The organism is Microbacterium sp. cf332 (assembly GCF_900102175.1).
Classification (GTDB): Bacteria; Actinomycetota; Actinomycetes; order Actinomycetales; family Microbacteriaceae; genus Microbacterium.
Genome location: NZ_FNKN01000002.1, coordinates 632,575 through 651,064, shown reverse-complemented (window position 1 = coordinate 651,064; position 18,490 = coordinate 632,575). Strand labels below are relative to the sequence as shown.

Below are 18,490 nucleotides of genomic sequence, written 5' to 3'. Positions count from 1 at the left end.
CGATGATATGTAACGCGGGAGAAACGCGGTGACAGTACCGTGGCGCGCATGCACCTCGACGAGTTCCACGCCCTCAGCGCGGACGAGGCCCGACGCGTCGTCGCCGTCTGGGCTCCGATCCCCCGCTGGGTCGACACCCTGGTCGCGGGGCGACCGTACCGCGACGTCGCGGAGCTGGGCGCCCGGGCGCGGACCGAGGCGGCCCACTGGGACGGGGACGACCTCGATGCCGCGCTCGCGCATCATCCGCGCATCGGCGCCCGGGTCGACGAGCCGGGCGCCGAGGGCGACGCGTCGCGCTCCGAGCAGGCCGCGATGCGGTCGGCATCCGATGACGACGCCGCGGCGATCGCGGTCGGCAACCGGCGGTACGAGGAACGGTTCGACCGCGTCTTCCTCATCCGGGCGGCGGGTCGGACCCCGGGCGAGATGCGGTCCGAGCTCGAGCGTCGCCTCGGGAACGACGACCGCACCGAGACGGGCGAGGCCCTCGGCCAGCTGGCCGAGATCGCGCTGCTCCGCCTCTCGCAGACCGTCACCGAGGAGGCTCCGGCATGACCCACCTGACCACCCATGTGCTGGACGCCGCGACCGGCACCCCCGCGGTCGATGTGGCGATCGAGCTCGCCGACGCCGGCGGAACCGTCGTCGCGACAGGCTCGACCGATGCCGACGGTCGGCTCGCCCTCGGACCCGAGCTGCTCGAGCCCGGCGTCTACTCCCTGACCTTCGGCACCGGCGAGCACTTCGCACGGTCGGGCACCGCGACGTTCTACCCGTCGGTGACCGTCGAATTCACCGTCGGCGACGAGCCCCACCTGCACGTGCCTCTGCTGCTGAGCCCGTTCGCGTACTCGACCTACCGCGGCAGCTGAACGGGCGGCCCGCGTCGGGGTTAAGCGCTGGCTTAACAGAGTCGTTACACGGCCTTCACCTCGCGAGCGATCGGAAACCGTTGAATGACGGCAGTCCCCTGCACCGTCGTCCTCCTCCGATCGGAACCCCTATGCGCGCACGTTCACCCCGCATCGCCCTCCTGGCCGCCGTCTCCCTCGCCGCCCTCGTCCTCACCGGCTGCAGCTCCGCCGGCGACGACACCGCAGGCGGCGACGGCGTCGAGACCGTCAAGATCGGCACCCTGCGCGGCCAGCCGCACTTCTACCAGCCGTTCCTCTACGCCGACCACGCCGTCGACGGCGTCGAGTTCGAGGTCGTGACGCTCGACACGACCCCGGCCCTGTCCGACGCCCTGGTCTCGGGCAGCATCGACTTCGCCATCACCGGCGTCACGCCGACCATCTCGTCGATCTCCCAGAACCGCGACCTGCGGATCGTCGCGAGCGCCGCCGACGGCGGGTCGGGGTTCATCGGCAACGGCGAGACCTCGCTCGCCGAGCTCGAGGGTTCGCAGATCGGCATCGTCCAGGGCTCCGCACAGGAGGTCGCGCTGCGACTGCTGATCGACGACGCGGGCATGTCGCCCGACGACTTCGAGCTCACGCCGATCCCCGTGCCCGAGATGGCGTCGGCCTTCGCGAGCGGCGACATCGACGCCTTCATGGGTGTCGAGATCGGAGTCTCGATCGCGAAGGCGGCCGGTGGCACCGAGGTCGTCGACCCGTACTCGACTGCCATCGGACGCGTGAACATCGGTCTCGTCACGACCGGCGAACTGATCGAGGAGAACCCCGAGCTCGTGCAGCGCGTCGTCGACACCCACGCCGCGACGACCGCCTACATGGCCGACAACATCGACGAGTGGCTGCCCGGCATGGTCGAGGAGTTCGGCGGCGACGAGGAGGTCTTCACGTCGGCGCTCGAGAACTTCTGGCTGCGGTCGGACCTGTCGGACGAGTACGTCGGACAGCTCGAGGCCCTCGCCGAGGCTATGGCCTCGATCGGGCTGATCACCTCGACCCCCACCGCCGACACGATCGTCGACACGAGCTTCGCCGACTGACCCGCGGGGAGACGCACCATGACCGACACCGTCCCATCCGGGCGCACCGACGACGCAGCCGTCGTCGCCGGTGCACCGGCGAGCGCACCCGTCCGGCGCCGCCCGCCGGCGCGCCGACCCAACCAGCGGCCAGCTCTCTACCGGTTCCTGCTCGGCCTGCCGGTGCCGTTCCTCTTCCTCGTCCTCTGGCAGATCGGCCGCGACCAGGAATGGGAGATCCCGTTCGTCGGCATCCGGATGGCGTTCCTGCCGACGCCCGCCGAGGTCGTGACGTCGTTGTGGGACTACGGGTTCGGCGGCGTGAACGACGACGCCTTCTCGGGAGACCTCTGGGTCAACCTCGGCACGTCGGCGCTGCGCGTACTGATCGGTTTCGCGATCGCCGCGGCCATCGCCATCCCGCTCGGCATCGTCATGGGCCGCTCGTACACGATGGACGGCCTCTTCGACCCCTTCATCAACCTCTTCCGGCCCATCCCCGCGACCGCGTGGGTGCCGCTGGTCGGGCTGCTGATCGGCTGGGGCGACCAGGCGACGATCTTCCTCATCGCCCTTTCGGCGTTCTTCCCGATCGTGCTGGGAGCCATCAGCGGGTCGAAGGAGGTGCCGCAGCGGCTGGTCGAAGCCGGGCGGATGCTGGGCGCCCGGCGCAGCGAGATCCTCACCCAGGTGGTCGTGCCCGCGTCGGCGCCCGCCATCATGAACGGCCTGCGCGTCGGCCTCGGCATCGCCTGGGTCGTGCTCGTGCTCGGCGAGTCGGTGGGGGTGAACGTCGGCCTCGGGTCGGCCATCATCCTCGCCCGCGACGTCGTGCGCACCGACATGGTCGTGGTCGGCATGGTCGCGATCGGCGCCGCCGGCTTCCTCTCCGACCGCATCCTCGTCGGGGCCTTCCGTCTCGCCACGCGCGGCCGCCCCCTCATCAAGTGACTGGAACGACGATGACCGACACCACCTCCCCTCGGACGGACGTCTCCGCCGCCGACACCTCGGCCTCGGTCGAGATCACCGACCTGGGCAAGCGCTACGGGCCCGAATGGGCGGGCACCCAGGCCGTCGCCGGCGTCGACCTGAGCATCGCCTCGGGCGAGTTCGTCGCGATCGTCGGAGCCTCCGGATGCGGCAAGAGCACCGTGCTTCGCATCCTCGCCGGATTCGAGGACGCCAGCAGCGGCTCGGTCTCGGTCGGCGGCGCCCCCGTCACGCGTCCCGGGCCGGATCGCGGAGTGGTCTTCCAGGACTACGGGCTGTTCCCCTGGCTCACGGTGCGCGAGAACATCGCGTACGGCCCTCGGCGCCGGCGCCTCCCCCGTGCGCGGGTGAACGAGCTGGTCGATCGCTTCCTCGCGGCGGTCGGGCTGACCCGGTTCGCGACCAAGTACCCGGGACAGCTCTCGGGCGGGATGCAGCAGCGCGTCGCGATCGCACGCGTGCTGGCCAACGAACCCCGCGTGCTGCTCATGGACGAGCCGTTCGGCGCCCTCGACGCGCTGACGCGTTCCGACCTGCAGGCCGAGCTCAAGCGGATCCACCTCGAGACGCGCACGACCGTGGTGTTCATCACGCACTCGATCGAGGAGGCGGTCTTCCTCGCCGACCGGGTCGTGGTCATGACGGGCGGCGCGTCGCACGGCGTTCCCGGGCACATCAGCCGCATCGTCGAGATCGACCTGCCCCCGCAGCGCGACGTCCTCGCACCGGCGTTCACGGAGTACAAGCGCATCATCTCCGACCTCGTCCACGAACCGGTGGCGGCGGCATGAAGGTCATCGTGATCGGCGCCGGCGTCGGCGGCACGACCGCCGGCATCGCCCTGCAGCGGCTCGGCCACGACGTCGTCATCTACGACCGGATGCGCGAGAACCGGCCGGTCGGCGCGGCGCTGTCGCTCTGGTCGAACGGCGTCAAGGTGCTGAATTGGCTCGGGCTCGGGGCCGAGGTCGCGGCGCTCGGCGGCGCGCTCGACCACATGGCCTACCGCGACGGCATCACCGGCGAGGAGCTGTGCCGGTTCTCGCTGGCACCGGTCGAGCAGCAGACCGGGCAACGGGCGTACCCCGTCGCACGCGCGGACCTGCAGAACCTCCTCATGGAGCGCTTCGGCACCGACCGCATCCGGCTCGGGATGCAGCTCGTGGGCATCGACGACGACGGCACCACCGTCACCGCGACCTTCGCGGACGGCACGACCGACACGGCCGACATGCTCATCGGCGCCGACGGGGCCCGATCGTTCACGCGCGACCACGTGACCGGGCCCGACGTACCGCCGATCGAGCGGACGTATGCCGGATACACGAACTACAACGGCCTCGTCGCGCTCGACGGCCGCATCGGGCCCGACGACCAATGGACCACCTACGTCGCCGAGGGCAAGCGCGCAGCGGTCATGCCGATCGCCGGCGGACGCTTCTACTACTGGTTCGACATCCCGCGCCCTTCCGGCGAGGACGGCGACGCCCTCGCCGAGCTGCACGAGGCGTTCGCGCACTGGGCACCCGGCACGCGGGCGCTGGTCGAGGCGATCGAGCGCGAGGGGTCGCTGAACCGCGTCGAGATCTGGGACATCGACCCCTTCGACACTTGGACCCGCGGCCGGGTCGCGATCCTCGGAGACGCCGCGCACAACACCACGCCCGACATCGGACAGGGCGCGTGCTCGGCGCTCGAGGACGCGTTCGCCCTCGGCATCGCGGTCGCGACCGACACCGTGTCGGTCGAGGACACGCTGCGGCGCTACGCCGCGTCGCGCGTCGAGCGGGCGGGCGACCTCGTGCTGCGGGCCCGCGCCCGCGCGGCCGAGACGCACGGTGCCGACCCGGAGGTCACCGAGAACTGGTACCGCAGCCTGCGCGGCACCGACGGGGCCGGCATCATCCGCGGCATCGTCGGCAATACCGTCGGCAGCCCGATCAACCTCGGCGCGGGTGTGCTGTGAGCGCGGCGCGCGCCGGCGAGGGCGCGTGCCGGGTCAGACGCGGAACACCGTGTGCACGGGGCCGCACACGTCCTGACCGCCGAGGTCGGAGAGCTCCATGAGCACCGCCGTGCCGATCGTGCGGTAGCCGAGCCCGTCGAGCAGTCGCTGCGCGGCGCGCAGCGTGCCGCCGGTCGCGAGCACGTCGTCGACGAGCAGCACCCGGGTGCCGGGAGGAAGATCGTCGGCCATCTCGATCGTCGCCTGACCGTACTCGAGGTCGTAGGAGACGGATGCGGCGGGGCGCGGCAGCTTGCCGGCCTTGCGGATCGGCACCATACCGACGCCGCTCGCGGCGGCGACGGCCCCTGCGATGAGGAAGCCGCGCGCCTCGACGCCCGCCACGACGTCGAACTCGCGGGCGAAGGGCGACACGATCGCGTCGACGACGGTGCGCAGCGCGGTCGCGTCGGCGAGCAGCGGCGAGATGTCGCGGAAGAGGATGCCCGGCTCGGGGAAGTCGGGGATGAGCGCGATGAGCGACTCGGCGTGCTCGAGGGGGTCGGAAGTCACCGAACCACCCTAGGCCCGATCGGCGACGGGACCGGCGGCTCCCACCCGACTGCAAGCGCTTGCACTAGGCTGACGCGCATGACCTCCTCCTCCGTGGACACCGCGGCCTCCACCCTCGCCCCGATCGGGACCTCCCGCCCCGGCGCCGAGTGGTGGCGCTCCGCCGTCATCTACCAGATCTACCCCCGCTCGTTCGCCGACGCCTCGGGTGACGGCATCGGCGACCTCGCGGGGATCACCGAGCGGCTCGGCTCGCTGGCCGACCTCGGCGTCGACGCGGTCTGGCTGAGCCCCTTCTTCCGCTCCCCGCAGAAGGACGCCGGATACGACGTCGCGGACTACTGCGACGTCGACCCGCTGTTCGGCACACTGGCCGACTTCGACACGATGCTCGACGAGGCGCACGCCCGCGGCATCCGGGTCATCGTCGACCTCGTCCCCAACCACTCGTCGGATCAGCACGCGTGGTTCCAGCAGGCGCTCGCGGCGGCACCGGGAAGCGTCGAGCGCGCCCGCTACATCTTCCGCGACGGCAAGGGCGAGAACGGCGACGAGGCGCCCAACAACTGGGAGTCGGTCTTCGGCGGTCCGGCCTGGACGCGCACGACGAACCCCGACGGCACCCCCGGCCAGTGGTACCTCCACCTGTTCGACTCGACGCAGCCCGACTTCGACTGGGCCAACCCCAAGGTGGGCGACGAGTTCGAGCGCATCCTGCGGTTCTGGCTCGACCGCGGCGTCGACGGCTTCCGCGTCGACGTCGCCCACGGCCTCGTCAAGTCCGACGGACTGCCCGACTTCGTGCCGGCAGAAGACGCCGGATCGATGGGCGGCGACAGCCTCGACGTCCCCTACTGGGGCCAGGAGGGCGTGCACGACATCTATCGCCGCTGGAACCGCATCCTCGCCGAGTACGAGGGCGACCGGGCCCTCTGCGCCGAGGCGTGGCTGCCGACCGTCGACGAGACGGCGCTGTGGGTGCGGCAGGACGAGATGCACCAGGCGTTCAACTTCCCGTACCTGCAGACCGAGTGGGACGCCGACCACCTCACCGAGGTGATCTCCGAGTCGCTGCGGGCGTTCCCCGCCGTCGGCGCCCCCGCCACCTGGGTGCTGTCGAACCACGACGTCGTCCGTCACGCCTCGCGCCTGGCGCTCACGGCCGAGAACCCCCAGGGTCACGGCCTCGGGCCCGACTCCCCCGGCCAGCCCGATGCCGTCGTCGGCCTCGCCCGCGCCCGCGCTGCGACGACGCTCATGCTCGCCCTGCCCGGCTCGGCCTACCTCTACCAGGGCGAGGAGCTCGGACTGCCGGAGGTCGTGCACCTGCCCGACGCGGCCCGGCAGGACCCGACCTGGTTCCGCACCGACGGCGAGCGCTACGGCCGCGACGGATGCCGCGTGCCCATCCCGTGGGAGGCCGACGCCCCCGGGTACGGCTTCAGCCCGACAGGCGCCTCGTGGCTGCCGCAGCCCGAGGAGTGGAACGACCTCGCGCGGTCGGCGCAGGATGGCGACCCGGCCTCGACCCTGGCGCTGTACCGCGACCTGCTCGCGGCGCGGCGACGTCACGACCTCGGGGCGGGAGCGCTCGAGTGGGTCGACCTGAACCTCGGCGACGACGTCGTGGCCTTCCGCAACGGCGATGTGCTCGTCGTCGCGAACACCGGCACGAGTCCGGTCGCGCTGCCCGCCGGCGACATCCTGGTCTCGAGCGTCGCCGACCTCGGCGCGGGCGCCGGCAGTGAGCTGCCCGTCGACGCCGCGGTCTGGCTGCGCGTGGGCTGACGGGAGGGCGGGAGATGGCCGGCATCGACGACGTCGCGCGACGCGCGCAGGTCTCGACGGCGACCGTCTCCCGCACCCTGAGCGGCCGCGGCCCGGTGTCGTCCGCGACGCGCGAGCGCGTGCTGCGGGCGGCATCCGACCTGGGCTACGTCGTGTCGTCCGCGGCGTCGAGCCTCGCCACGGGACGAACGCGCAACATCGGCGTGCTCGTGCCGATACTCGATCGGTGGTTCTTCTCCCGGGTGCTCACGGGCATCGCCGCGACCCTGCAGCGCAACGACTACGACGTCGCCCTGTACGCCCTGACCGCCGAGGTCGACGAGCGCAGCCGCGTGTTCGCGACCTCGCTGCGGCGACAGCGCGTCGACGGGGTCATCGTCGTGTCGATGGCCCTCGCCCGGGCCGAGATCGCGCAATTGGGAGACCTCGGTCTGCCGGTCATCGCGATGGGCGGGCAGCTGGCCGGGCTGCGGTCGCTCACGGTGAACGAGCTCGAGGTGGCCCGCACCGCGACCGAGCACCTGCTCGGCCTGGGGCACCGCGACATCGCCCACATCGGCCTGCACCCGCAGTTCGAGGGCGACTTCCACATCCCCTCGCAGCGTCGGCGCGGATTCGAGTCGGCCCTCGCCGACGCCGGCGTCGCCGTTCGCGACGACCGGTTCGCAGCGGGCGACTTCACCATGGGCGGCGGGCACGAGGCGGCGACCCGACTGCTGCGCGACGCCGAGAAGCGGCCGACCGCGATCTTCGCGGCATCCGACGAGATGGCGATCGGGGCCATCCTCGCGGCGCGCGAGCTCGGGCTGCGCGTGCCGCAGGACCTGTCGGTCGTCGGCGTCGACGGGCACGACCTCGGCGCCTTCTTCGGGCTCACCACCGTCGACCAGTTCCCCGGCCGGCAGGGCGAGCGCGTCGCCGCGGCGATGATCGCGGCACTGCACGGCTCGACGTCCGAGCCGCCGGTCGACCTCGACTTCGCGCTCGTCGAGCGCACCAGCACCGCGCCGCCCGCCTGACCCCCGGCCCCGCCTGATGACCCGGCCGGCCTGACCGGGCACGTGCAGCGTTCCCCGGCGGCGTGCAGCCCCCTCCCGTAGGCTCGGAACATGGCCCTCGATCTCGACGCCCTCTACACCGACCTGCACCGGCACCCTGAGCTGTCGTTCCAGGAGACGCGGACCGCCGCGATCATCGCGGCTCGGCTCGGCGAGCTCGGCCTCGAGTACGAGGAGGGCATCGGCCGCACGGGCGTGGCCACCGCGCTCCGCAACGGCGACGGCCCGGTCGTCTGGCTCCGCGCCGACATGGACGGCCTGCCCGTGCCCGAGCAGACGGGCCTCGAATACGCCTCGACCGCGCGCGGCGTCGACCCCGCCGGAAACGACGTGCCGGTGATGCACGCGTGCGGGCACGACATGCACGTCACGGCCCTCCTCGGCGCGCTCGAGCGCCTCATCGCGACGCGCGACGAGTGGTCGGGCACCGTGGTCGCCGTGTTCCAGCCCGCCGAGGAGTACGGCGCCGGCTCGCAGGCGATGATCGCCGACGGCGTGCTCGACCGCTTCCCCAAGCCCGACATCGTGCTCGGCCAGCACGTCACCCCGCTCCCCGCGGGCATCATCGGGGTGCGCCCCGGTACGCAGATGGCGGCCTCCGACGGGCTCACCGTCGTGATGCACGGCCGGGGCGGGCACGGATCGCGGCCCCACTCCACGATCGACCCCATCGTGATGGCGGCCGCCACCGTGATGCGCCTGCAGACCGTGGTCTCGCGCGAGGTCGACCCCCGCGACGTCGCCGTCGTGACCGTCGGATCCATCCACGCGGGACTCAAGAACAACATCATCCCCGCCGAGGCGAAGCTCGAACTCAGTCTGCGCTACCCCGACGACGAGGCCCGCGAGCGCGTGCTCTCAAAGGTCGAGCGCATCGTGCGCGCCGAGGCGGCGGCATCCGGGGCCGAGACCGAGCCGACCATCACGACCGATCACACCCTGCCCCCGACGATCAACGACCACACCGCCACCGCACGCTTGACCACGGCGTTCGAGCGCGCGTTCGGCGAGGGCAGCGTCGTCGACCCGGGCATGTTCACGGGCAGCGAGGACGTCTCGTGGTTCGCCCGCGAAACCGGCGCGCCCCTGGTGTTCTGGTTCTGGGGCGGCGTCGACCCGCAGAAGTTCGCGGATGCCGTCGCCGCGGGCACGGTCGAGCGCGACATCCCGACGAACCACTCGCCCTTCTTCGCACCGATCATGCATCCGACGATCGAGCGCGGCGTCGAGAACCTCGTCGTGGCCGCCACGGAGTTCCTGGCATGAGCGATCCGAACGACCCGTTCGCCGACTTCGAGCCGTACGAGCCGCCGCCGAAGCCCGACCGCGCGAAGCGCGAGAAGGCGCCGCGCGAGCCGAAGGCGCCGCGCGAGCCGCGGGAGAAGAAGCCGCGCGCGAGCCGCGAGCCGGGGCCGAAGCGCGAGAAGGCGCCGCGCACGGCACCCGTCATGGCGGGGTGGCCCGACGAGCGGCCCGAGCGCGCGACCGAACGCGACGCCGGCGAGGGCGGCGGCGGAGACCGGCGTACGCTCGTCATCCTGTCGAGCATCGCGGGCCTGCTCGTCGTCGCGGTGGTCGTCGTTTTCACGATCTACCTCGTGCAGCAGTCGCAGCGTCAAGAGCCGACCGCCGACCCCGTGCCCACGGCCCCGGCGACGCAGTCGATCCCGCAGCAGAGCGGCGCGCCCCAGAATCCGTCGGAGTCGCCGAGCGCGCCCGCCGCGACCGCGGGTGTCGCCGTGACCGGCGACGGCTTCACGATCACCGATGCGACCGGCTCGACCACCTTCACCCACGCCTGGGCGGACGACGCGGCCCCGGCCGTGGCTGCGCTGACGGAGCTGTTCGGCGCCGCGCCGACCGAGGACTTCCAGAACGGCGACGCCGAGAACTACGCGTACAACATCTACGTGTGGGAGGGCTTCCGCCTGTACGACGTCTTCCTGAGCGCGGGCAACCGTCCCCGCGCCGAGGTGCCGGCTCCGACATACATCTCGTACGACTCCGACATCGATGTGCCGGTCACCGACGACTTCGGCGTCGGGCTCGACATGACGGCCGACGAGGTCGCGGCGCTCGGCCCCGAGTCCGGCGCGGGCGGGTCGTTCGTGTTCGGCTCGGACCGCAACACCTTCTACCAGGACGGCCAGCGCCGCTTCGGCGCCGCCGTCACGGTCGAGGGCAGCCGGGTCACCGTCACGTACACCTTCCGCGCCGGCCGCTGAGGCGCGCGCACGGCCGACCGTGCCCGTGCCCCTGCCCGTGCCCGTGCCGCGATGCAAGAGATCGAGGGCGACACCCCGCGGTGCGGCATCCGCACCCGGCGCGTCGTGACTGATTCGTTGCATCCGGGCACGGCTGCGGGATGTCGCCGGCACCGGGCTCCCTGCCAGGATGACGGACATGACCGAAGCCAGCTCGCGCCGACCAGTCGTCATCCTGAGCATCGTCGCAGCGGTGCTGCTGGTCGCCGCCGCGATCGCCGTGTTCCTGCTGACGCAGCGCGATGCCGCACCGGTCGCGGCTCCGTCACCGAGCGCGAGCACGAGCACGCCCGCCATTCCGCCGTCGCCGACCCCGTCCGCGACGCCGACGGATGCCGCGCCCGTCGCGGCCGAGGTCGTCATGGCGGCGACCGGCTTCACGATCGTCGCCGACGACGGGTCGACACTCCTCGAGTTCCGCTGGCGCGATGAGGTCGGGCCCGCGGTCGCCGCACTGACCGAGGCCTTCGGCGCCGAGCCCCGGATGAGCGTCTACCCGGGCGACGGGAACCACTTCCCGGACTACACGGCCTACGACTGGAGCGGCTTCACGCTGTACGACATGATCGTCGTCGACGGCGACAAGCCGCGCGACGAATACAGCATCCCCACCTGGATCGGCATCGGTTCCAACGAGGTCAGGGGAGTGCCCATCGAGCCCGAGTTCGGGCTCGCCGTCGGTGCGACCGCCGACGAGGTGCGGGCGAGCGACCCGGACGAAGAGTTCCCGATGTCCGGCGGCGACGCGCAGCTGCGATTCGTCTTCGACACAGACCGCACCGAGATCCATTCACCCGAAGGTCCGGTGGAGGACCTGTCGTACAGCGTCTTCGCGGACGCCGAGGTGGGCTCGGGGGTCGTCCTGATCCGCTACCGCCCCTGGAGCACACTGTGACCGAGACGACCGGACGGGGGCGGTTCGACAACACTCTGGTGACGCTCGGCGCGGCGAGATTGCGCAGGATGCCGCGCCAGGCGTAATGTCGCCCGCCGTGACCACTGACAGTCGGGATGCGGGCGACGATTCGACCCCCATCGCGAAGCGCATCCTCATCGGCGATCCGCTCGATTCCGAGAAGCTCGACGACCAGCTGCTGCCGAAGCGCCGGGCCCTGCCGATCTTCGCCTCCGATGCGCTGTCATCGGTCGCCTACGCGCCGCAGGAACTGCTGATGATCCTGGCGATCGGCGGCACCGCGATGCTCGCGTTCAGCCCGTGGGTGGCGCTCGCGGTCGTCGCCCTGCTCATCGTGGTCGTGCTGAGCTACCGCCAGCTCATCAAGGCGTACCCGTCGGGCGGCGGCGACTACGAGGTCGCCCGCACAAACCTCGGCGAGAAGGCCGGCGTGGTCGTGGCGGCCGCACTGCTGGTCGACTACATCCTCACCGTCGCGGTGTCGGTGGCGTCCGGCGTCGACAACATCATCTCGGCGCTGCCGTTCCTCGACCCGTGGCGGGTCGAGCTCGCGGTCGGGTTCGTCGTGCTGATCATCGTCGTCAATCTGCGCGGCGTGCGCGAGGCGTCGTCGGCCTTCGCCGTGCCCACCTACATCTTCATCGGTTCGGTCGGCGTCATGGTGGTCACCGGACTGGTGCGCGTGGCCCTCGGCGATGCGCCCGTCGCCGAGAGCGCCCAGTACGCGATGGAGGCCGAGAGCCTCAGCCAGGTGGCCCTGATCCTGCTCATCCTGCGTGCGTTCTCGAGCGGATGCTCGGCCCTGACGGGCGTCGAGGCGGTGTCGAACGGCGTTCCCGCCTTCCGTGCGCCGAAGGTCGCGAACGCGCAGAAGACGCTCGTGATGATGGGCCTCATCGCCATCCTGCTCTTCTCTGGCCTGACGGCGCTCGGCCTCATCGCGGGCGTCCACTACGCCGAGGACCCCTGCGCCCTGGTCGGCTTCGACTGCGTCAACCAGCCCCAGCCGAGCCTCATGGCCCAGATCGCGGCGGCCACCTTCGGCATGGGTTCGATCCCGTTCTTCATCATCCAGGCGGCGACCGCGTGCGTGCTGCTCCTCGCCGCGAACACCGCCTTCAACGGCTTCCCGCTGCTCGGCGCGGTCCTCGCCCGCGACGGCTATGCGCCGAAGTCGCTCAACACCCGCGGCGACCGTCTGGTGTTCTCGAACGGCATGATCATCCTCGGCCTCGCGGCGATCCTCGTGCTCGTCGTATTCCAGGCCGACCTGACGACGCTGATCCAGCTGTACATCATCGGCGTGTTCGTGTCGTTCTCGCTCGGTCAGGTCGGCATGGTGAAGCACTGGCGGCGCGAGCTGCGGCTGCTGCATCCGTCGGCGTCGGCCGACCGCGCGGAAGCGCGCCGCGGTCTCGTCATCAACGGCATCGGCGCGACCTTCACCGTCGCGGTGCTCGTCATCGTGACCGTGACGAAGTTCACCCACGGCGCCTGGCTCGTGTTCATCGCGATTCCCATCCTCGCGTTCCTCATGGTCGGGGTGAGCCGCTACTACCGCGACGTCGAGCACGAGATCGCGATGGACGACGACGTGCACTTCGGCTCGACGGGCGACGTCGCCCTCGTCCTGGTCAACCGGCTGCAGAAGCCGGTCGCCAAGGCCGTCGACTACGCCCTGTCGGCGAAGCACGACAAGACGATCGCCGTGCACGTCGCGGTGTCGAAAGAGACGGCGCAGGAGGTGCAGACCGACTGGCAGGTGCACGGGATGCCGGTCCCCCTCGTCATCATCGAGTCGCCCTACCGGCAGTACGCCGCCCCGCTCGCCGCCTTCATCCGCAAGTACCGCGAGAAGCACGGATCGTCGGTCGTGACGGTCTACCTGCCGCAGTACATCGTCGGGCACTGGTGGGAGACGTTCCTGCACAACCGCCGCGCGCGCCGCATCGGGCAGCAGCTCATGATGGTGCACGGCGTGCAGATCACCCTCGTGCCCTGGCTGCTCGACTCGTCCGAGATCGTCTACGGCCGGCGTTCGCGTCCGATGCCGGGCGACGACCGCGCGGGTCGCGCCTCGACGACCTACGGCCTGGTCGCCCATACCGAGCCCGACGAGCGCTGACGCGCCGCGCCGTCCGCGCCAACTCCTCAGAAACGGCGTCTCGGGCTGCCGGTCAGGCCGGATCCCGGGTCGGGCGGCCCGGTTCTGAGGAGTTGCCGCACCGCCGCCGCGCGATCCCACCCCTGCCGCGGGCCCGAGCCGGGCCGGCGGGGGCGGCGTAGCCTAGAGGGGTGAGCTCTCCCGCCGTTCCCGCCGCTTCGCCGCGCGTCAGCCCGCTCGACGCGGTCACGCTGCGCGCCGACTTCCCGATCCTCTCGGAGCAGGTCAACGGGCACCGCCTCGTGTACCTCGACTCGGCCGCGACGAGCCAGAAGCCCACCGCCGTGCTGGATGCCGAGCGCGACTTCCTCACGCACGCGAACGCCGCGGTCCACCGCGGCGCGCACACTCTCGCCGCGGAGGCGACCGATCTGTTCGAGGACGCGCGCGCGGCGGTGGCCGGCTTCGTCGGCGCGCAGCCCGAGCAACTCGTCTGGACCAGCGGCGCGACCGCGGGCCTCAACCTCGTCGCCTACGCCATCGGCAACGCGACGCTCGGACGCGGCGCACCCGCCTCGAGCCCCTACGCCCTGACCCCCGGCGACGAGATCGTGACCACGGCGATCGAGCACCATGCCAACCTCATCCCCTGGCAGGAGCTCGCCGCCCGCACCGGCGCTGTGCTCCGTCACATCCCGGCGAGGGCCGACGGCACGCTCGACCTGGATGCCGCCGCGGCCATCATCGGCGAACGCACCCGCATCGTCGCCTTCACGCACGTCTCGAACGTGCTCGGCATCGTCAATCCGGTCGCCGAGATCGTCGCGCTCGCGCAGGCGGTCGGCGCGACGACCGTGCTCGACGCCTGCCAGTCGGCGCCGCACCTGCCGCTCGACCTGCCGGCGCTCGGCGTCGACCTCGCTGTCTTCAGCGGCCACAAGATGCTGGGGCCCTACGCGATCGGCGGACTCTACGGCCGCGCCGAGGTGCTCGACGCCCTGCCGCCGTTCCTCACCGGCGGGTCGATGATCACCACCGTCACGCTCGACCACGCCGAGTACCTGCCGGCCCCGCAGAAGTTCGAGGCCGGAACGCAGGCCGTCGGGCCCGCGATCGGTCTGGCCGCCGCGGTCCGCTACCTGCAGGATGTCGGGCTCGAGGACATCCACGCGCACGAGGCCGCGTTGGCCGACCGGATGGGCGCGGGGCTGCGCGAGATCCCCGGCATCCGGCTGCTCGGCGACGCGCCGGGCGCCGACCGGGTGGGCCTCTGGTCGTTCGATGTCGATGGCGTGCATGCGCACGACGCGGGGCAGGTCCTCGACGCGCAGGGCATCGCGGTGCGCGTCGGACATCACTGCGCCGCGCCGCTGCACCGGCAGTTCGGGATGACGGCATCCGTCCGCGCCTCGACCGCGCTGTACAACACCGAGGACGACGTCGACCTGTTCCTCGACGCGGTGCGCGGCATCCGCGGGTTCTTCGGCGTCACCGACCAGGCCGAAGGGGCACGCGCATGACCGGGCTCGACTCGCTGTACCAGGAGCTCATCCTCGACCACTCGAAGCATCCGGTCGGCAATCCGCTGCACGATGTCGGCGACGCGGCGCACGCCGACTCGCACCAGAAGAACCCGGTGTGCGGCGACGAGATCACCCTGCGCGTCGCCGTCGACGGCGACCGCATCACCGAGGTCTCGTGGGAGGGCACCGGCTGCTCGATATCGCAGGCCTCGGCCTCGATGCTCGCCTCGCTCGTCGAGGAGGAGGCCGAGGGCGACGGGATGACGCGGGCCGACGCCATGAGCCTCATCGAGGGATTCCGCGAGGCCTTGCGCTCGCGCGGCACGATTCCTCTCGACGAGGAGACCTTCGGAGACGCAGCGGCCCTCTCGGGCGTCTCGAAATTCTCGGCGCGGGTGAAGTGCGCGATGCTCGCATGGGTCGCCCTCGAGGACGGGCTCGCGCGAGCCTGACCTCAGGCCGCGAGCACCTCGCCTTCGAGGCGGGCGTACGAGTCCTCCATGCCGTCGGCCATGCCGGTGGCGAGGATCGCGTCGCGGGTGTCCTTGTCGGGGTACTCGATGAGCAGGGTCAGCAGTGTCGCGCCGTCCTCCTCGTAGAGCTGCAGGTCGTTGACGGTGGCGGGACCCTCGACCCCCGCCATCCGCTCGGTCGTCACGGCGCGGCGCGGCGCGTCGAGCTGGAGCAGCTCACCCTCGAAGCCGAACGCCGTCTCGGGAGCGCCCTCCTGCTCCCAGGCGTACCGGTACGTGCCGCCGACCTGGGCGGCGGGCTCGGCGACCGTCATGGTCCAGCCGTCGGGGCCCAGCATCCACTTCTTCAGCAGCTCGCTCTCGTGGTGCGCACGCCAGACGAGCTCACGCGGCCCGTCGATGAAGCGGGTGATGCGTACGTGCGTGTCGTCGAGCAGTTCGACGCGGGTGCCCTGCCCCTGTGCGTAGGCGCGGAGGTCCTGCACGACCGCGTCGAGCTGGCCCATGGCGAGCCGCGAGCCCTCGATCGCGCCCATCGCGATGACCTGCTCGAGGCCCTCGGCGGAGGTGAAGTAGGTGACGTTCGTCAGGCGGGAGCCGGTCTCGGTCGGATCGAAGGTGAACACCATCCGCATCGCCGGGAACTGCTCCATCGGCTCGCCGTTCTCGTCGGCGAACGCGTCGAGCACCTCGAAGCTGCGGCCTTCGTCGATCGCGATGAATTCCCAGGTGCCGCGCGACTTCTCGCCCTGCGGGCTCGCCATGGCGTACTGCGCGCGTCCGCCCGGCGTGAAGTCGAACCGCGTGAAGGTCGCGGGCCAGCCGGGAGGGCCCCAGAAGCGCTCGAGCTGCGCGGGCTGCGTGAACGCGCGCCAGAGGCGGTCGACGGGCGCGGCGACATCCGCCACGAGCGTCATCGTGAGGTTGTCGGCGTCGGTGGTGATGTCGGTGACGGGCATCGGATTCTCCTTCGAACGGATACAGCGCGGGAGGGGCGGGCGGGGTCGGTATGCGGGGGTCAGTCTTCGGGTTCGGCGAGCAGCGCGTCGAGCCGGTCGACTCGGGCGCGCCAGAGGTCTTCGTAGCGGGCCAGCAGGGCGCGCGCTCGGGCGATCATCGCGGGATCGGCGCGGACGAGGCGCTCGCGCCCCTCGGCCCGCTTGACGATGAGGCCCGCGGTCTCGAGAACGCCGACGTGCTTCTGCACCGCCGCGAACGACATGTCGTAGTCGGCCGCGAGCGCCGACACCGACTGCTCGTGCTCGATCGTGCGGCGGAGGATGTCGCGACGCGTCGCGGTCGCGAGCGCGTGGAAGAGACGGTCGATGTCGTCATCGCTCAGCTCGCTCCGCTCACTCGGTCGGGGATCGTTTCGTGCAACCATTTGGTTGTACGTTAGAGCTCGCGGATGCTGCTGTCAATGCTTCCGCCGCGCCGGATTCGCGGATCGGCGAGGGGGCTTCGGAAATCGGCGCAACAGGTCGACCGGGGGGATGCGGCACGCCTCTAGCGCGAGGCGCAGGCCACACACATGGTCGCGTGGGGCCGGACCTCAAGGCGCTCGACCGGGATGTCGCGGCCGCAGCTCGCGCACACGCCGTAGGTGCCGTCGGCGACGCGGGCAAGGGAGGCCTCGACCTCGGCGAGCTCGGCCCGTGCAGCGCGGCGAAGGGCCTCGACCCGCTGCCACTCCCCCGACAGGGTCGAGCCCTCGGGGTCGTGCTCATCGTCGGCGGTCGCGTCGGCTCGGTCGTGACGAAGGCTGTCGTCGTCGGCATCCAGCCGGTCGAGCTGCACGGTGAGCTCGCGCTTGCGCTCGTGCAGTCGCGCTTCCGGGTCCATCCCGCGACCCTACGCCCGCAGGAGGTCGTCGTGGCGACGCGGCTCCGGCCACCTGTCATGAACGAAGACGGCGCCGAGGATCGCGGTGAAGACCAGGGCGTGCACGGCGAGAACGGTGGGCAGGATGCTCGGCGCGATGAACACCGACTCCCCGGTGGGGGCCGTGTAGCGACATCCGACGCCGAGGGGGAAGATCTGCCACGCACCGTCGACAGCGACGGACTCCGGCGCGATCGAGGCGTCGAAGACCACACGGTCATCCCACGCGTCGATGCAGGCACCGATCGGCCCGTCATTGATCCCGGCGGGGATCGCCATCATCAGGACGCCGATCCACAGCACCGCGGCCACGAAGGCGAACGACAGCTGCAGCAGTCGGAAGCCGGCCCGGGTCGTCATATCGGCACCCTACCGACGGAGCATCTCCGGACGGTTCGTTCTTCGGGCACGCGCGCCGCTACGTCAAGCCGGTGACGCGGGCGGCCGGATCGGCGCACGCTTGAGGTGGAAGGGAGTACGACATGACCGATCACCACGACAACGAGGCCGAGCACGCCGACGAGGGTGCCCAGCACGCGCCCGACGAGAACCCGTCGACGGAGGAGCTCGAGGAGCCCAGCGTCGCGAAGGAGCCGGGCGAGGAGCCCAAGGCGCCCGAGAAGAAGGACGAGGAGCCGAGCCACCACGCCGTCGGCATCGGGGTCATCGACGACGAGTCCTCGCCCCTCGCGCCCTGACCCGCGCCGCACGGCTCGGCCTCGCGATACACCTGCGGTCCGGGGGTGCCGGCGTCGCGCCGGCACCCCCGGACCGTGAGGGGTGCGTGAGGAGCGGCGGCCGGGGCGTATGGATTCCGTGAGGACGGCGGATGCGGCATCCGGCGGGGTGTTGCATCGGATCTCGTGCTCGACCTCATCTACCTCGCCGCGATCCTCGCGCTCTTCGCCGTCGTCGGCCTCGTCGCCCGGGGGGTCGAGAAGCTGTGATGGTCTTCTCGCTCCTCGCGACCGTCCTGGCCGTCGCCGCCATCGTCTATCTCGTCGTCGCCCTCGTGCGACCCGAACGGTTCTGA

General features: G+C 71.4%; 21 protein-coding genes. 16 read left to right on the top strand and 5 right to left on the bottom strand.

Going from position 1 to position 18,490, the window contains the following annotated elements; all coding sequences use genetic code 11:
* Positions 1 to 48: 48 nt before the first annotated feature.
* From uraD to hpxO, 6 genes are all read left to right on the top strand, one after another.
* Positions 49 to 558, top strand: a complete 510-nt coding sequence (uraD, locus tag BLT21_RS10155) for a 2-oxo-4-hydroxy-4-carboxy-5-ureidoimidazoline decarboxylase (RefSeq protein ID WP_091501648.1) — start codon at positions 49 to 51, stop codon at positions 556 to 558.
* Positions 555 to 875 (top strand): hydroxyisourate hydrolase, encoded by a 321-nt coding sequence (gene uraH, locus BLT21_RS10150; RefSeq protein ID WP_091501645.1) that lies wholly within the window; start codon positions 555 to 557, stop codon positions 873 to 875. Before uraD ends, uraH begins: the two co-directional genes overlap by 4 nt.
* A gap of 131 nt (positions 876 to 1,006) precedes the next feature.
* Positions 1,007 to 1,960 (top strand): ABC transporter substrate-binding protein, encoded by a 954-nt coding sequence (locus BLT21_RS10145; RefSeq protein WP_091501643.1) that lies wholly within the window; start codon positions 1,007 to 1,009, stop codon positions 1,958 to 1,960.
* Positions 1,961 to 1,978: 18 nt separating this feature from the next.
* Positions 1,979 to 2,890, top strand: coding sequence for an ABC transporter permease (locus BLT21_RS10140; protein ID WP_091501641.1), 912 nt, complete (start codon positions 1,979 to 1,981; stop codon positions 2,888 to 2,890).
* Positions 2,891 to 2,901: 11 nt separating this feature from the next.
* Positions 2,902 to 3,723 (top strand): ABC transporter ATP-binding protein, encoded by an 822-nt coding sequence (locus tag BLT21_RS10135; protein ID WP_091501639.1) that lies wholly within the window; start codon positions 2,902 to 2,904, stop codon positions 3,721 to 3,723.
* Positions 3,720 to 4,898 carry an FAD-dependent urate hydroxylase HpxO gene (gene hpxO / locus BLT21_RS10130; protein ID WP_091501637.1) on the top strand — a complete coding sequence of 393 codons (1,179 nt, stop codon included), beginning with the start codon at positions 3,720 to 3,722 and terminating at the stop codon, positions 4,896 to 4,898. Before BLT21_RS10135 ends, hpxO begins: the two co-directional genes overlap by 4 nt.
* Positions 4,899 to 4,931: 33 nt before the next feature.
* Here the strand turns inward: hpxO and BLT21_RS10125 are convergent, their stop codons facing one another.
* On the bottom strand, positions 4,932 to 5,450 hold the full coding sequence (locus BLT21_RS10125; protein ID WP_091501634.1) for an adenine phosphoribosyltransferase: 519 nt from the start codon (positions 5,448 to 5,450) through the stop codon (positions 4,932 to 4,934).
* Between the two features lie 78 nt (positions 5,451 to 5,528).
* Here BLT21_RS10125 and BLT21_RS10120 point away from each other — a divergent pair, with 78 nt between their 5' ends.
* From BLT21_RS10120 to sufU, 8 genes are all read left to right on the top strand, one after another.
* On the top strand, positions 5,529 to 7,238 hold the full coding sequence (locus tag BLT21_RS10120) for a glycoside hydrolase family 13 protein (RefSeq protein ID WP_091501632.1): 1,710 nt from the start codon (positions 5,529 to 5,531) through the stop codon (positions 7,236 to 7,238).
* Positions 7,239 to 7,252: 14 nt separating this feature from the next.
* The gene (locus tag BLT21_RS10115; RefSeq protein WP_091501629.1) at positions 7,253 to 8,257 is read left to right on the top strand and encodes a LacI family DNA-binding transcriptional regulator; all 1,005 of its coding nucleotides are present in this window, start codon (positions 7,253 to 7,255) and stop codon (positions 8,255 to 8,257) included.
* 90 nt (positions 8,258 to 8,347) lie between these two features.
* Positions 8,348 to 9,562 (top strand): amidohydrolase, encoded by a 1,215-nt coding sequence (locus tag BLT21_RS10110; protein ID WP_091501627.1) that lies wholly within the window; start codon positions 8,348 to 8,350, stop codon positions 9,560 to 9,562.
* Complete coding sequence (locus BLT21_RS10105) at positions 9,559 to 10,521, top strand: hypothetical protein (RefSeq protein ID WP_091501625.1); 963 nt, start codon at positions 9,559 to 9,561, stop codon at positions 10,519 to 10,521. The genes BLT21_RS10110 and BLT21_RS10105 overlap by 4 nt, the downstream gene beginning before the upstream one ends.
* A 178-nt stretch (positions 10,522 to 10,699) precedes the next feature.
* Positions 10,700 to 11,455, top strand: a complete 756-nt coding sequence (locus BLT21_RS15665; protein WP_091501623.1) for a hypothetical protein — start codon at positions 10,700 to 10,702, stop codon at positions 11,453 to 11,455.
* Positions 11,456 to 11,540: 85 nt separating this feature from the next.
* On the top strand, positions 11,541 to 13,601 hold the full coding sequence (locus BLT21_RS10095; RefSeq protein WP_091501621.1) for an APC family permease: 2,061 nt from the start codon (positions 11,541 to 11,543) through the stop codon (positions 13,599 to 13,601).
* A gap of 170 nt (positions 13,602 to 13,771) precedes the next feature.
* Positions 13,772 to 15,100 (top strand): SufS family cysteine desulfurase, encoded by a 1,329-nt coding sequence (locus BLT21_RS10090; RefSeq protein ID WP_091501619.1) that lies wholly within the window; start codon positions 13,772 to 13,774, stop codon positions 15,098 to 15,100.
* The gene (sufU, locus tag BLT21_RS10085; RefSeq protein ID WP_091501617.1) at positions 15,097 to 15,555 is read left to right on the top strand and encodes a Fe-S cluster assembly sulfur transfer protein SufU; all 459 of its coding nucleotides are present in this window, start codon (positions 15,097 to 15,099) and stop codon (positions 15,553 to 15,555) included. The genes BLT21_RS10090 and sufU overlap by 4 nt, the downstream gene beginning before the upstream one ends.
* Positions 15,556 to 15,557: 2 nt before the next feature.
* Here the strand turns inward: sufU and BLT21_RS10080 are convergent, their stop codons facing one another.
* The 4 genes from BLT21_RS10080 to BLT21_RS10065 all read right to left on the bottom strand — a co-directional run bounded on the left by BLT21_RS10080 (position 15,558) and on the right by BLT21_RS10065 (position 17,817).
* Positions 15,558 to 16,535, bottom strand: coding sequence for an SRPBCC family protein (locus tag BLT21_RS10080; protein ID WP_091501615.1), 978 nt, complete (start codon positions 16,533 to 16,535; stop codon positions 15,558 to 15,560).
* Between the two features lie 59 nt (positions 16,536 to 16,594).
* Positions 16,595 to 16,960 carry an ArsR/SmtB family transcription factor gene (locus BLT21_RS10075; RefSeq protein ID WP_091501612.1) on the bottom strand — a complete coding sequence of 122 codons (366 nt, stop codon included), beginning with the start codon at positions 16,958 to 16,960 and terminating at the stop codon, positions 16,595 to 16,597.
* A gap of 122 nt (positions 16,961 to 17,082) precedes the next feature.
* Positions 17,083 to 17,418: a TraR/DksA family transcriptional regulator gene (locus BLT21_RS10070; protein ID WP_091501610.1), complete on the bottom strand. Its 336-nt coding sequence runs from the start codon at positions 17,416 to 17,418 to the stop codon at positions 17,083 to 17,085.
* A 9-nt stretch (positions 17,419 to 17,427) separates the two neighbouring features.
* Complete coding sequence (locus BLT21_RS10065; protein ID WP_091501608.1) at positions 17,428 to 17,817, bottom strand: hypothetical protein; 390 nt, start codon at positions 17,815 to 17,817, stop codon at positions 17,428 to 17,430.
* 122 nt (positions 17,818 to 17,939) lie between these two features.
* Between BLT21_RS10065 and BLT21_RS10060 the strand changes: the two genes are divergently transcribed.
* Positions 17,940 to 18,155: a hypothetical protein gene (locus BLT21_RS10060; RefSeq protein WP_091501605.1), complete on the top strand. Its 216-nt coding sequence runs from the start codon at positions 17,940 to 17,942 to the stop codon at positions 18,153 to 18,155.
* Between the two features lie 248 nt (positions 18,156 to 18,403).
* A complete protein-coding gene (locus BLT21_RS15535; RefSeq protein ID WP_256336053.1) occupies positions 18,404 to 18,490 on the top strand; it encodes a potassium-transporting ATPase subunit F in 87 nt (28 codons plus the stop codon).

Bases quoted from the DNA above. Each gene is read 5' to 3' on its own strand.
- hpxO (WP_091501637.1), top strand. From the start codon at position 3,720: ATGAAGGTCATCGTGATCGGCGCCGGCGTCGGCGGCACGACCGCCGGC.
- sufU (WP_091501617.1), top strand. From the start codon at position 15,097: ATGACCGGGCTCGACTCGCTGTACCAGGAGCTCATCCTCGACCACTCG.
- BLT21_RS10115 (WP_091501629.1), top strand. From the start codon at position 7,253: ATGGCCGGCATCGACGACGTCGCGCGACGCGCGCAGGTCTCGACGGCG.
- BLT21_RS10145 (WP_091501643.1), top strand. From the start codon at position 1,007: ATGCGCGCACGTTCACCCCGCATCGCCCTCCTGGCCGCCGTCTCCCTC.
- BLT21_RS10065 (WP_091501608.1), bottom strand. From the start codon at position 17,817: ATGACGACCCGGGCCGGCTTCCGACTGCTGCAGCTGTCGTTCGCCTTC.
- BLT21_RS10105 (WP_091501625.1), top strand. From the start codon at position 9,559: ATGAGCGATCCGAACGACCCGTTCGCCGACTTCGAGCCGTACGAGCCG.
- BLT21_RS10135 (WP_091501639.1), top strand. From the start codon at position 2,902: ATGACCGACACCACCTCCCCTCGGACGGACGTCTCCGCCGCCGACACC.
- BLT21_RS10095 (WP_091501621.1), top strand. From the start codon at position 11,541: ATGTCGCCCGCCGTGACCACTGACAGTCGGGATGCGGGCGACGATTCG.
- uraH (WP_091501645.1), top strand. From the start codon at position 555: ATGACCCACCTGACCACCCATGTGCTGGACGCCGCGACCGGCACCCCC.
- BLT21_RS10070 (WP_091501610.1), bottom strand. From the start codon at position 17,418: ATGGACCCGGAAGCGCGACTGCACGAGCGCAAGCGCGAGCTCACCGTG.
- BLT21_RS10075 (WP_091501612.1), bottom strand. From the start codon at position 16,960: ATGGTTGCACGAAACGATCCCCGACCGAGTGAGCGGAGCGAGCTGAGC.
- BLT21_RS10060 (WP_091501605.1), top strand. From the start codon at position 17,940: ATGACCGATCACCACGACAACGAGGCCGAGCACGCCGACGAGGGTGCC.
- BLT21_RS15535 (WP_256336053.1), top strand. From the start codon at position 18,404: ATGGTCTTCTCGCTCCTCGCGACCGTCCTGGCCGTCGCCGCCATCGTC.
- BLT21_RS10140 (WP_091501641.1), top strand. From the start codon at position 1,979: ATGACCGACACCGTCCCATCCGGGCGCACCGACGACGCAGCCGTCGTC.
- uraD (WP_091501648.1), top strand. From the start codon at position 49: ATGCACCTCGACGAGTTCCACGCCCTCAGCGCGGACGAGGCCCGACGC.
- BLT21_RS15665 (WP_091501623.1), top strand. From the start codon at position 10,700: ATGACCGAAGCCAGCTCGCGCCGACCAGTCGTCATCCTGAGCATCGTC.
- BLT21_RS10120 (WP_091501632.1), top strand. From the start codon at position 5,529: ATGACCTCCTCCTCCGTGGACACCGCGGCCTCCACCCTCGCCCCGATC.
- BLT21_RS10110 (WP_091501627.1), top strand. From the start codon at position 8,348: ATGGCCCTCGATCTCGACGCCCTCTACACCGACCTGCACCGGCACCCT.
- BLT21_RS10080 (WP_091501615.1), bottom strand. From the start codon at position 16,535: ATGCCCGTCACCGACATCACCACCGACGCCGACAACCTCACGATGACG.